Origin of the sequence: Bacteroides sp. 3_1_23 (assembly GCF_000162555.1) — a bacterium.
Taxonomy (GTDB): Bacteria; Bacteroidota; Bacteroidia; order Bacteroidales; family Bacteroidaceae; genus Bacteroides; species Bacteroides ovatus.
On sequence record NZ_GG774955.1, the window covers coordinates 502,168 to 516,330 of the forward strand.

5 protein-coding genes are annotated in these 14,163 nt (G+C 38.2%); 1 reads left to right on the forward strand and 4 read right to left on the reverse strand.

The genetic code is table 11. From position 1 onward, the window contains the following. Window positions 1–28 precede the first annotated feature (28 nt). The 4 genes from HMPREF9010_RS04880 to HMPREF9010_RS04865 all read right to left on the reverse strand — a co-directional run bounded on the left by HMPREF9010_RS04880 (window position 29) and on the right by HMPREF9010_RS04865 (window position 10,715). Complete coding sequence (locus tag HMPREF9010_RS04880; protein WP_008650781.1) at window positions 29–3,673, reverse strand: DUF4450 domain-containing protein; 3,645 nt, start codon at window positions 3,671–3,673, stop codon at window positions 29–31. 39 nt (window positions 3,674–3,712) lie between these two features. Beyond that, a complete protein-coding gene (locus tag HMPREF9010_RS04875) occupies window positions 3,713–4,789 on the reverse strand; it encodes a glycoside hydrolase family protein (RefSeq protein ID WP_004312563.1) in 1,077 nt (358 codons plus the stop codon). Between the two features lie 663 nt (window positions 4,790–5,452). Continuing rightward, window positions 5,453–6,232 (reverse strand): hypothetical protein, encoded by a 780-nt coding sequence (locus HMPREF9010_RS04870; protein ID WP_008642253.1) that lies wholly within the window; start codon window positions 6,230–6,232, stop codon window positions 5,453–5,455. 124 nt (window positions 6,233–6,356) lie between these two features. Beyond that, window positions 6,357–10,715, reverse strand: coding sequence for a hybrid sensor histidine kinase/response regulator transcription factor (locus HMPREF9010_RS04865; RefSeq protein ID WP_004308509.1), 4,359 nt, complete (start codon window positions 10,713–10,715; stop codon window positions 6,357–6,359). Between the two features lie 302 nt (window positions 10,716–11,017). Here HMPREF9010_RS04865 and HMPREF9010_RS04860 point away from each other — a divergent pair, with 302 nt between their 5' ends. Continuing rightward, the gene (locus HMPREF9010_RS04860; RefSeq protein WP_008650784.1) at window positions 11,018–14,158 is read left to right on the forward strand and encodes a SusC/RagA family TonB-linked outer membrane protein; all 3,141 of its coding nucleotides are present in this window, start codon (window positions 11,018–11,020) and stop codon (window positions 14,156–14,158) included. The last annotated feature ends 5 nt before the right edge of the window (window positions 14,159–14,163 follow it).

The following is a 14,163-nucleotide window of genomic DNA, read 5'->3' on the forward strand; positions in this document are numbered from 1 at the left end:
TGTATCATTGATCACCCTCATTCTGTGGCTATTTGACTAGCGTTACTCCCATCAATCCTATCACGACTTCATTGGCTGTCGTCTCCAAAGATAATGATTTTAATTCTTTAACTGGATTGAGTGGCAGATCAAGCATTGTAGCCATACCACCATCAATAGATATCGGGTTGTTCGATATTGTTTTTCCAAGTTCGCCTGCATGATATTTGCTTACATCACCTGTTTTAAGGCGTACTCTCCACGGACGTGGATCTTTAGTGTTGAAAGCATATCCATCTACGAATATATCCTGATCTAAAGGAATTAAATTATCTGGTAATATAAGTTTCAGTACTTCTTTTTGTCCATCTGTATATTCTATTTTGATTTCGCCATTTACTATATGAGATTGCATATAATAAGTGGAAGCTGCAATGAGGAAATAGGCTTTAGAAGCTTTACCGTTTAGTGGTATATTAATGGAAGTCGGGTAGTTATCCCATAATGTGGTGAATGCAATATTATTATATTCTTTTTCTCCTGGAGTACTGAAAGGTATTCCTTGTGGCATAATGAATCTATTGTTATTTCTTGAAGCCTTATTTCTTATTCCACGGTCATCAATAACAGAAATACTTTGAGGATGACACCATTGTCCCATACCTTGGGTCGGAACTTGTAATGTGGTGTATTTCCATCTTGGGAACATATATTTTCCATAAGCGAATATATTACTTACTTTGTCATTAAATATTTTCTTCATGTCTACCGTCTTATAAACTGATTTTTCCGGTACAGAGATATTCCAATTGATGGCTCGAAAAGAGTAAGTGTCTTTTCCGGATTTGACTTTTATTCTATTAGTTCCTGAAGATGCAATGGGAATATCAAATTCATAGTTGTTTTTTCCATGAGCTTCTATATTGATGTTTTCATTCACCTTTTTACCATTGATATACAAATCACCTTTTATCACTTTATCCATATTGTTTTTCAAGGTAAAAATAAGAGAAGAAGATTCAGAATCACAAACGATATCAAGCGGATTGTTGACATTTATATCTATGGGAAGCCAATAATTCATATTTCCATTGGTGATATTGACAAATACAGTGCGATGTCCGTTTTGAGCGGTTATAGTGCCGGTTAGTATGTCATTCTTTAAGTTTGCATGACGCAGAACGTTTTGCGGGTCATATATTTTTCCTGATTTATAAGGAATATTTAGTCTGAACTGGCTGCCATTGGCTACATTGACAGATATCATGTCTCTGTTTATTTTTTCTCCGTCCCATTCTATCGTGATATCGTATTTGTCAGCTATTCCTGCCTCAAACTTAATTTCTGGAGATAAAATAGTGGTTGTAAGTAAAGTATAGGGTGTATCTTTTCCATTTACTTTGATAGATTTAATTTTGTTTCTTATAGCTTTTATTTCCATTGACAAGCTGACATCTTTTTTGAGTAAATTAGGAGTTATAGAATACCTTTCTATATTGCCTTTCCTTTCAAAAGTATATGCCATATTTTGAGTTTCAATTTCTGCAAAATTCCAATCATCGGGGAATCCGGGTCTTATCGTTAGTCTATTATTAATAAGATCTGGCATGATACCGTACATACCCTGTACAAGAGCACGTACCCCTGTCGCTATTCCATCGGCAAAATCACGATATGTCTCTCTGCGGGCTGCGTCATAGAATGACAATTGTGTGACATTTCCCGGACCTGAACCAAGGTACATCGCATCCAGAACAGCTCCTTTGAACATTTTGAAAGCCTCTTCATAACGTCCTGTTTGCCAATAAGCAAGGGCGGTATGTGAGATTTCTCCGAAAGCGACATTGTTGATAGACCACATATAAGGTTGCCAGTTTGTTGTTGAAATCACATAATTGGCAGTATCCTTCAAACCTTTTCCCATGACGGGGATGTGGGGGATTTCCGTATCTATATATCGGGTTGCCTGATATGCCTTGAAGGGATCATGTATATCAGAATCTATTGCATGATAAATAGTCCATATGGCAGCGTTGTCATGTCGTATCCGGTTTCCCATATTATCTTTAAACTCCGCCCACCATCCTTTGTCTTTTATCCATAATTCTTTGTTTATGGCAGATAATATAAGTTCTGCTTCTTTTTTGTATATGCTTGGATCTTTTCCTAATTTTTCGGATATTTCTGCCATTATTTTATTTGCCCGGTAGTTATATGCAGTAGAATGTGTCACTTTACCGCCATTGTATTGTAATGCGTCTGAAGCCCAGATACAAGCATAGGCATCATATAACCCGTCGTTATCGGGGTCGAATAGTTTTTTTTCCCATGTAAAGTGACGTTGGAGGGCAGGATATATTTCTCGTGCGTAATCAAGATCTCCGGTCCATTTGAGATGCCACAACAGTTGGTCTATAAAGACTAGATTCATATCATAATGATGCATGACGTCTCTTCTATTAGGAACTCTTCCTATATAACCATTACTATACATGGGGGTTCCCCATATTTTTGCAGACCGTGCGAGGTTTAGGGCTGTGTCCTGAAGATGGGGTAATGTGACGGGAACATCTATAACTTGCGAATTAAGATAACCGTTAAAGTGAGTTTTTGCCCTATCTTCTAATCCCATCAAGTCTGCGAGATAAGCCCCTCTCCAACCGGTAAGAAGTAATTCGCGGAAACAGGTGGCTCCATGTAGATACGATGGAGATTGCCATACAGCATCTTCCGCTCCAGAGAAGGTGCCTCCTAATGTGTTCAGAAATGGATCAGGTGTTTTTATTTTGATTCTGGAAGCTATTTGGGTTCTGAACTCAACACCTTTGTTGAAAACATTACTGAGATCATTATATTGAAACTCACTATGACTTTTAGGGTTGTGCAGTTCAATATAGAAAGGAATGGTACTAACCGGATATTTTGCTATGATAACCGGTTTGTTTGATTTGCGGGATGTGATAAGTTCGTCCAATTGGTCAATAAGGTTTCCATCCACTTCTTTTATATCAGTTCCGATAGGAAAGGTTCCTGCTATGGACATTACTTTATGTTGAGAAGCTCTGTTGCTGGTGTGGTGCCCGTATTGTATCGTAAATTTGTTTTGATTAATTTGATATATATTTCCGGAACAATTGTTGGCTTTAATAAAAAAACAATCGGCTGGGTCGGAATTCAAGTCTCCCTCACGTCCGAATTTCTGATTGTTGGCTCCCCCATATATCCACAAGATTTTAGTGCCGGCAGGGATGTCTTTGGCTTTGTATCTTACTACTAATCCATCGCCATCGGACATAGCTACAGCATCAATTGTCAGACTGCCGTTTCCTAGATGTCTCCTGTCTCTCACAATGTAGGTGCGTTGCCCGGATTTAAAACGAGATTCAATGAATTCCATATCTTTTATCCAAGTAATATTTGAGGGGGTAGATATAGCCATATATACACTTCCACCGAGGTTAGGCATGTAAAGTCCGAATTCGGGGAAGTCACTGGTTTCAAAACGAAAGCCGGTATTAGTTCCATAAATAGCTCTAGTAAATCTTTTATTTCCATTGGTTATTACAAACTCTTCTCCTTCGGGTTTATATCGAAGAGTTCTTTCTTCTCCGTGCCAATAGGAGGAGTGAGGCAAGTCTTTTGCGTTTGCCGGGAATTGCAACAAGGTAAATAATATCAATATAATTTTTTTCATAACAGTTTTTTATAAGTGTACTTTAAGTTCTATGTTCGTTTATTCGGGCTTGATTTTAAAGACGAAACCTGAAGATGTTTCTGCTTTTCCCCCTTGGGAAGCCGTGAAAAGGTAAGCCGGTTTTCCATTTTTCATTAGTACTTGCGGGCGTTCGAAACGTCCATAACGTTTGAGATGTTTAGGAGCGGGTGGTTGTTTGATATAATGCTCTGCTCCAAACCAACCAATTTGAGGGTTTTGCCAGTTCAGCCCGTCTTTGGATTCGAAATAGAGCCCCACTGTATGGTCGTAGAACCCCATATCTCTCATTAACATTTTGAATATACCGTTTTCATACCAGATATACGCATCTTCTACTTGCCTGTTTTCTCCGAAACCGGAGAAATCGACGATCGGATTTTTTTCATATCGTCGATAAGGTCCTGTGATTTTATCTGCAAAAGCTACCCCATATTTCCGGTTACCTGAAATACCATTGATATGTTGGTTCACATATTCATTTTCATTACAAGATTTATAATAAAGCCAGTATTTTCCGTCCGGATGTTTTAAGAAAGCTGGATTAGTGGTAATATAATCATCCCATTCACCTGTATTTCCAGGCATTAATAATGGTTTTTCGCATCTTTCCCACGGTCCCCAAATAGAGTTTGCTACAGCGTATCCGATACGTTTCGTTCCAAATTTACCATTGGTTGCTCCCATGTAAAATAGCCAGTAACGACCGTCTATTTTATAAATGCTTGGATTGTGACATGTATTACCATCAAAATAGCCCGGGCGGGGGGACAGTACTGTTGATACATATTTGTATGGGCCTTCCGGTTGGTCGGCTACGGCGTGTGCGATTTCACAATGCCCCAGCCATCCTTTCATTTCATACTTTTTTTCCCAACGTGAATAAAATACATGTACTTTATTCTTTTCATCTATAATTGGTGCACAACACCACACATAATAATTATCGTCTTCCAAGATGCGTCCCATAGGTTCCAGACGTTCAGCAAAAGAAGAAATAGCATCTGCTGGATAGTTCTTCGGCTGGTCAAGACTTTGGGCTTGTGCCGACGCAATCTTTAAAATAAAGAATAATGCATAAAAAAGGATGTGTTTCATAATTTCTGTGATATTTATATATGATTAATAATTCTTTTAGACCTGTATGACAAAATTAGGTTGATTCTGCAAATAGCTATGATGAAAAAATTCCATTTTGTATGTAGTTTTATCCACAAATAGCGATATTATGGTTGTAAGGTATTAGATATGGAACTTTGTTACAAATACTTTTTCTTATAGTAGCGCACTCTTGACAAAGCCTTTTTAATTTTGTATATTTGCAAGCGGAAAGATTAATGGATAAAGAATTTAAAAAAGAATGAAAATAGAATAGTACAATATTATAACAATATATCAGAAGCTCCTTACAATAGTTAAGCTGTGAGAGTTACCGTATAAGCTAAAGGCTGCAAATCTTTATAAGGTTCGCAGTCTTTTTTGTTATGAAAAAGTACAGGGAGAACCTTAAAATCGAAATTTATAATTTATAATAAACTTGGATACCGTTTTTAATAAACTCCTCAATAGTTTATTAAAAACAGAAAGCTTGTCTATTAAAGATAAGTCATTTTTTTTCTTTATGTGAAGGAGGAGGATAATACTTATTATGATGTAAAATGACAGAAGTGAATTTAAGTGACATGATTGTAAAAACAATGGAGCATTGTACACAATTCAATGCTCCATATTACATCATAATGCAATAATAAAAATAGATTTTTATTGAGCTATCACACCTGCCCAACTGGAAGAGAAGCGGAAGTTACCGACATTTCCGGTCAAATCATCGCGGTTCCTAAATGAAATAGAACGAATCCCCCCTTTTAATTTGTTATTATCTTCGTCCCCCTTCGCTACCACATCGGGTTGAGGTTCTTCTGCTGTTAAGGCTGGGTCTACAAATAATGAAACCTCGTTCTTTTTATAATCCAGTTTGAGAACCAATAGATGCGTCTTATTAAGCGCATGGCTTTTGAAGGATTCTGCATTAACTCTTAACAGATTAGTCCCGAATCGGATATGTTCATCGTCTATCTTACCGACATATACTCTGGCACGCAGATTACCGCCAGTATGAACAGGGGAAAGAGCAATGAAATCGCCTAAGCGACTGGAAGCGACGGAGGAAAAGTTTGCCAAAAATGAAAGGTATAAAGTTCCCCTGCAATAGTCATTCTTTTCAGAAATGGAATATACGCTAAATCTTGAACCTTTCACATTTTCCGGGAGTTCTCCTATTTTGATAGATACTCCTTTTTCCGTATATCCCTCATAACTGAGCTCTTGTCCGGTAATGGGACTACCGGCATTCTTGTCAGTTTGGGAAGAGAATGCTTCACACCAGGTATCTATTTTTATCGGAGCATCAGCTTTATTATATGTAGCTTTTTCCAATTTATCACCTTGTTTATATCCATTTAGCAGATTGCTTTTTAATACTTGTGCGTTGCTTGATAATACAAAGGCTGCCAGGCTTAAAATTAATACTGATCTTTTCATAATGCTATAATTAAATGTGTTGATAATTTTTTCTGAGACAAAATTAGTCTGAACTTTTTATTCCGACTAGTGAAAAAATTCCATTAAACATGTACATATGTTCACAAACACATAAATATATTTATTAATCTTCGTTTATTTCTGTTTCTCTTATGCCCTCTTGGTATCTTTTCTGATAACTGGAAGGAGAGATGCCAAATTGAGCCTTAAAACATCTGCTGAAATAGAACGGGTCATTGATGCCGACCATATAAGTTACTTCAGATACGGTATATTTCTTGGTTGACAACAATTCAGCAGCTTTCTTCATTCGCATGATACGAAGATATTCTTTGGGAGTATATCCGGTCACTCCACGCACTTTACGGTAAAAGATGGTGCGACCCAGTGACATCATAGAAGCAAAATCATCGGCAGTAAATTCAGGGTTAGTCAGTTGTTCTTCCACTATCTTGGTCAGATTTTCGACAAACTCCTTGTCTTTATCCGATGTACACATCACAGGACGTTTGGCTGACAAGTCATTGGAAAACTTCTCCTTTAGTTTGTCACGCTGTTCTATCAGTTTGAATATGCTTGCCAGTAACAGTTTGGTACTGAAAGGTTTTGTTATGTAAGAGTCTGCACCGCTTTTCACTCCTTCCAGATGGCTTTCCGCTGCATTCAGGGCTGTAAGTAGGATTATAGGAATATGACTGGTACTAAAGTCACTTTTTAGTTTACGGGTTATCTCGAAACCATTATATCCAGGCATCATGACATCGCTGATAATGAGGTCTATATCATTATTATGGGCATACTCCAGACCATTTTTTCCATCCGCTTCGGCAGCAACCTCGAAATATGGGGTCAGTTCTTCTTTCAAGAATTCCCGTACGTCATTGTCATCCTCGATAATAAGTATTTTCCGTTTGTTTAGAGGACCCTCTTGATCAGATGCGTTCAGTTCTGTTTTTAGTTCTTTCTCTATATTTTCTACTTCTTTATCTATTTCTTCTTCTGATTCAGAGTGAGCATTTTCCTCATTAAGAGCAGAAAGCGAAGGATGGTTTTGTGCTTCTTCTTTTAATATGGCATTTTCAGGAATAAGGAAGTCGTTAGATTGATAAATGGAAGAATCAGTAGGTAAAGTTACAATGAAAATAGAACCACCTGACGGATTTTCTTCATAGCAGATGTTCCCTTTGTGAACATGAACCAGTTCATGGGTAAGATGTAAACCTACTCCTATACTGTCGCTAGAAAAACTGCTTTGCATGAAACGTTTAAACAGCTCATTACGTTTTTCTTTGGGTATGCCTACACCTGTATCCGTTACTTTCATGATTAATAGCTGTTTCTGTTTATCAATATAAATGCTGAATTCTATCTTTCCACCGGAAGGAGTATATTTGAAAGCATTTGATAAAAGATTGTAGGCGATTTTGTCGATATTACCTTTATCAATATACATTTTGTATGAATTGACGGATGGTATAAATTTGAAATCCATATTCTTGGATTCGGCTGTATCCTGAAAGCTTAGGTAGATTTCATATAAGAAAGCGATAACGTCAGTTTCTTCAAGTGAAAGGGCGAGTTTGTTGTTCTGCATTTTCCGGAATTCAAGTAATTGGTTGATCAGACGCAGCATACGCTGGGTACTTTTGTCCATTAGTTTGATAGAGTAACGTATCTCCTTGGGGATATTGTGGGTACGGTGGATTCTGTCCAAAGCCCCTTGTATTAGTGTAAGCGGAGTTCTGAATTCATGTGAGATATTGGTGAAAAATACTAACTTGTATTCTGTTAATTGCTTTTCTACTTTAATTTTATTCCGCAAGTTGTTAATATTCCTGATAGTACGATATACAAAATACATGATAATGCCTGCAATGAGTATGTAAACAAAGAAAGCCCATCCGGTTGCCCAAAAAGGGGGAGTTACTTTGATTTCAAGTGTCTCCTCGTTATCACTCCATATACCTGATACGCTGCAGGCTTTGACATGTAGATAGTAGGTACCTGCCGGTAAGTTTTTATAAGCTGCAAAGTTTAATGTAGAAGGAATACTCCAGTCATCGTCATATCCTTCAAGTTTGTAGCTGAACCTTGTATTAGTCGAAATGGGATAGTCAAAAGTGGAGAAGTCTATGACAAAGGAACTTTGGTAATATTTCAGACTGATGGCATCTGTATATGCCAGAGCGGCTGTCAATGGAGAGTCCATATCGGCAGGACGGACTGATATTCCGTTTAACTTTAAGTCTGTAAATGTAACGGACGGAATTTTCTCTTTGTTTTTAATTTGCTTAGTATTGAGTATTATAAGTCCGTGGTTGGTGCCGAAAGCCAAACGACCATCTTTTAATTTGGCACATCCTTCTGTATATACATTCCCCAATATATCATTAGAAAAGAAGTAATTGTTGAATATTTTGTTTTCCGGGTTAAAACAAGAAATCCCATATTCGGTGGATACCCAGATATTTCCTTCATCATCTTCAATGAAAGCTTGTACTACACTGTGGACAAGTCCATCATTGACCGTATAGTGAGTAAAGGATATATCTTTATAATCATTCTTTATATTGGCTACGCAAAATCCGATACCTGATTCGGCAATCCATATCCTGCCTTTCTTATCTTGTATAATTGATTTTATTTCATTGCTTTTCAGGGCATGGTTATCCAGATTGTATTGGTAAAAATCGTTCGGGTCTTTTATAATACGGTCAGGATCGAATACAAAAACACCTTCACTGGTTCCTACCCATATCCATCCGTTACGGTCTTCGCAGATAGTGCGGATTTCCTTTTGGCCATAAGTCTTATTGAAAAAATGCCGGAATATGTATTTGTCTTTTTTAGGAACAGCGAGATCAAGTCCTCCGCCGAACGTTCCTATCCACATACGTTGTTTGCGGTCTTGCAAAATGCAGAATACTGGATCGGCAGCTAAGGAATTTGTATCGGTTGCCTGATGTATATAGTGTTGGTCGTCTCCGACTTGGAGCCCTTTCCCGCGTGTTCCCAACCATATATTACCTTTACTATCCTCACATGCAGAATAGATATTTATATCATAATACTTTTTGCTTTTCTGTTTTGTTAGTTTATTATCGTAGATATATAATCCGCCTGCACGCGTTGTTATCCATACTTCGTCATCTTGCATGTGGGATATGAAGCGGATGGCATTTGCCCTGTCGATATTTAATTCACCTTCGGGATATACTTTTGCAGCCCCTTTATTTATGATTTCAATTTGGGATATACCGGAATATTCGCTACTTGTCCATAAATTGCCCGAGTGATCTTCTATTATATATTGAAGATAGTTTGAGGCGATGGGATTTGTATGATTGGCGGTTGCGGTAAAATGTTCCAGTTCTTTAGTAGTAGGATTATAGGCAAAAAGTCCGTTCCCATAAGTCGTTATCCATATAATGTCTCTGGAGTCATGATAGACATGATAGCGTTCGTAATCAATGAAATATGGAAGCTTTGACGATCTTACATCAATCTTTTTGACACTACCGGATTCTTTTTGAATATAGTTAATGTATCCAGTCTGATTATGAACCCAGTAGTTGTTGCGGTTATCTTTCACTACCAATCCATTACGGATATTGAGCTCTTCCGGAGCAATTCTGGTTGTATTGGTCTTGGGATTGAATAAGATTCCGCCTTGTTTGGTAAATAACAGCCATTCGTTACGTAATACAATATTGCCTGTTAGCAAAAAATCAGTTGATGTGGCAGTATTGGCAACTTTCGTGAGGTGCTGCTGGTTGTATTTCCAAATAAATCCCTCTGATGTTATGAAGTAAATAGTATTATCAATGACTGCGCTTTGAAGGAAGTAGTGAGTCGAATCTATACATTCGAGCGTGTTATCTTTAAGTAAATACAGCCCTTTTCCTGTACCAATCCAAATGGAATTTGAATCAAATACACTAAGAAAACGTATATTGTCGGATTTTAGTTTATGGTTGTCGGTAGAATATGTTTCCGAACTGAATTTGTTGTTTTTATAAGTAATTTTCCGGCAGCCTTGCACCCTTCCCCAAAGCCATATATCCTTATTAGGGAGGATTGTGACTTCATTATAACGGTCTTTCATTTCTCCTTTGCCGGTGAAATCTACAAAACAGTCTTTTTTCAAATCATAACAACTGATTTGTTCCGCGGAAGTTGTAATCCATAGGAATCCGTCGGAGTCTTCCTGTACACTTCTGATACGATGATCCGCTAATGACAGTTCTTCACCGCTCTGGGGACGGAAAGTAACAAATGAATTTCCATCATAACGGCTCAGGCCATTTAAAGTAGAAAACCAAATGAATCCTTTGCTGTCTTGATAGATATGCCTGATAGAATTATTGGCTAATCCGTCAGTGGCAGTCAGATTCCTAGCATGTATTTCTATGGAGGCGTTTGCCGGATATATAATACATGTACATATAAAAAAGAAAATTGTAGCTTTAATGAAGAATCTCATACTTGTATAGTGATAATAATGATTGTGTTTTTTTAGATTTGCGGTAAAGATAGATAAATAGCACGTAATTTTAAAGTTTAAATTCAGACTTTTGCATTGAATTTCTTGAATAACCTGAAAAAAAGAAAGAGGGACTATATAAGAATGTTCAGGTGGACAAATGTGCATGGTATATGGAGAAAAATGCATGAGCAGCTTCATGTATGCCGCTATATTTGCTGTTGAATTGATAACTGGATTTTGTATTACCATGGTTTATAAGATTGTATAAAACTAATATTATTAAATGAAAACTAGAATGTATGAAAAGCACTGTTTGTGAGATTAGCTGTTGGAGAAGAAAATATATATTTTTCTTCTTGATGATGATTTCGGCTCTCCATTCGGTCACAGTATTTGCACAAAAACGTACCATATCCGGTACGGTGGTTGATGAACGAAATGAACCGTTGATCGGGGCAACTATTGTAGCAGAAGGGAAGTCTGGAATGACAATTACCAATGTGGATGGCAAATTTACTCTTGCAGTTCCTGATAAAGCTAAGACAATTGAGGTGTCTTATTTGGGATATGCTTCACAGACTATTTCTATTAAAGGAAAGAGTGTTTTTGCCATCAGGATGAGCGAAAATGACGTGCAAATGGACGAAGTGGTTGTAATCGGTTATGGTACAGCCAAAAGGGGGAATGTGACCGGGGCCATTGCCAAAGTTGATGCAGCGAAACTTGAAGACCGTCCGGCACCCAATCTTGCCTCTTCATTGCAGGGGCAGTTGGCGGGAGTAGAAGTACGGTCAACTAATGGTGCGCCGGGATCAGAATTACAGATTCGTGTGCGCGGAGCTGCTTCCATTAATGCGGATGCCACTCCTTTATATGTAGTAGATGGAATTCCGATAGATGATTTGGGAAGTATCAACCCAAATGATATTCAGTCGATTGAAGTTTTGAAAGACGCTTCATCTTCTGCTATTTACGGTTCTCGTGGTGCTAATGGTGTTGTTTTGATTACAACTAAAATGGCTAATAAGGATGATAAAGTCCGGGTACAGTTTTCTGCTGCATTCAGTATCCAACAATTGGAAAAGAAAATAGATGTACTAAGCCCGGAAGAGTGGATCACTTTCCGGACTGCCTATAACAATAGTAGATACCTTGCTGCTTTAGGAGGAAAAGGAGCTACGGCAGATGATGATTGGGATACCCGTTATGCCTTGAATGGTAATCGGGTAAACTATGAGTATATGAATGACCCGCGATGGACACAGCCCGGTTACGGTGGATTAAGACTAATTGACTGGCAGGATGAATTTTATCGTTTGGCTCCGATGCAGAATTATCAGCTTTCTGTTTCAAATGGTAGAGGGAATACTCAATACCGGCTTTCTCTGGGATATATAGACCAGCAAGGTATTGCTATAGAGAGTGCTTACAAACGTTTGAATCTGCGGGCTAATGTGGAGACAAAATTGTATGATCGCATCACTTTAGGCGTTAATATGGCTCCGTCAATGGACTGGAAAGATGGTGGGCGTGTGGATGGCAAAGATCAGCAGGCAAATCAGGTTTTGACAATGTGTCCAGTTGCAGAGCCAGATGCTGGGATATATTCCGGTGCGGAACCTTATGCCTCTTATTTATGGTCTAGTACAAAAATCAGCCCTATTGCTTATATGGAGCAGGTCACCAATCATATCGAAACGGCCCGGTTGAATTCTTCAGCTTTTATCAGAGTCAATATTATTGACGGATTGAGGGCGGAAGTGAAAGGTGCGTATGATTTTACAAGCCGTCAGACTCGCACTTTTACTCCGAGTTCGGTAATTAAGAACTGGACGGATGGTGAAGGGTATCATAGTTCTGCCAACCGTATAGATATACGGTCATCCAAATATCTGTTGCAGGCTGTATTAAATTATGATAAGAAATTAGGCAAGCATAATATTGCCGCTATGGCAGGTTATTCAATGGAAAGTTCTTCGGGAGCCACTACAAACTTGTCTGCGCAACAGTTCCCGGATAATTCACTTGAAGTTTTCAACCAAAGTGATGAGGCTATAAAAGTTGCGTTAGCTACCTTGTCAACTCCCAATCGCTTATTATCCTATTTCGGGCGTGCCCAGTATGAATATGATAACCGTTACCTGTTGACAGCAAGTATTCGTCGCGACGGTTCTTCACGTTTCGGAAAGAATAATCGTTGGGGGATGTTTCCTGCTGTTTCTGCTGCCTATCGAATCTCTAACGAGAAGTTTTGGCCGGAAAAGTTTGTGGTCAATCAAATGAAAATACGCGGTAGCTGGGGTATGAATGGAAATAATTCTATTTCTACTAACGCTGCTATCGGGCTGATGGGTAGTTCCAACTATTCAATTGGTGGAAGCCTGACCAATGGTTTTGCTCCCAGTTCAATTGATAATAAAGAACTTGGATGGGAAAAGACACACAGTTGGAATGTTGGTTTGGATTTGGGATTTTTTGATAACAGGATAACTCTTGCTGCCGATTATTATGATAAAACGACTAAAGATTTATTATATCAGGTTTCTGTTCCTGGTACAATGGGATTCACACAAGCATGGGGGAATATCGGTAGTATAAAAAATAAAGGGTTTGAGATTGAACTGACTACCCAAAACTTGACAGGAAGGTTCAAGTGGACTACTTCTTTGAATATAGCTTATAATAAGAATAAGGTGTTGAGTTTGGGAGAAGATAATAGTACGGTTTTCATTGGATGGGATAAATCGAATACACAGGTATTGATGGTTGGACAACCTTTGAGGGCATATTATATGTATGATGCTGTAGGAGTGTATCAGTATAAGGAAGATTTGAGGAAATATCCTACAATGTCCAATTCTATCCAGGGTGATGTGAGATACCGTGATGTGAATGATGACGGTAAGATTAATGACCAGGATCGTACGTTGGTTGGTAAACCGGATCCCGATTATACTTTTGGTATGACAAATACCTTTAAATATAAAGATTTCGACCTGTCTGTATTACTGACTGGACAGACAGGGGGAATGATATATAGTCTGCTCGGTCGTGGCATGGATCGTCCGGGTATGGGAGCATCTATCAATGTATTGTCACGTTGGAAAAATATGTGGGTTTCCGAGGAACAGCCGGGTGATGGGAAAACTCCCGGTATTAATAACTCTAATACAGGTTCACTGTACGATACCCGCTGGTTGTATAGTACCGATTTTATTAAAATTAAAAACGTAACGCTGGGCTATCGTATTCCCATCAAAAATAAGAAGATAATTAATTATGCCCGTGTTTATATTTCGGGAGAAAATCTTCTGATGTGGGATAAATATGAAGGTGGTTATTCTCCGGAAGTAAATAATGACGGAAAGAATAGTGACTATGATTACGGTTCATATCCGCAGGCTAGAACTATTACTTTAGGGGTAAATGTAACATTCTAATAAAA

Coding starts and splice junctions, on each gene's coding strand:
- HMPREF9010_RS04870 (WP_008642253.1), bottom strand. CDS start 6,232: ATGAAAAGATCAGTATTAATTTTAAGCCTGGCAGCCTTTGTATTATCA.
- HMPREF9010_RS04860 (WP_008650784.1), top strand. CDS start 11,018: ATGAAAAGCACTGTTTGTGAGATTAGCTGTTGGAGAAGAAAATATATA.
- HMPREF9010_RS04875 (WP_004312563.1), bottom strand. CDS start 4,789: ATGAAACACATCCTTTTTTATGCATTATTCTTTATTTTAAAGATTGCG.
- HMPREF9010_RS04880 (WP_008650781.1), bottom strand. CDS start 3,673: ATGAAAAAAATTATATTGATATTATTTACCTTGTTGCAATTCCCGGCA.
- HMPREF9010_RS04865 (WP_004308509.1), bottom strand. CDS start 10,715: ATGAGATTCTTCATTAAAGCTACAATTTTCTTTTTTATATGTACATGT.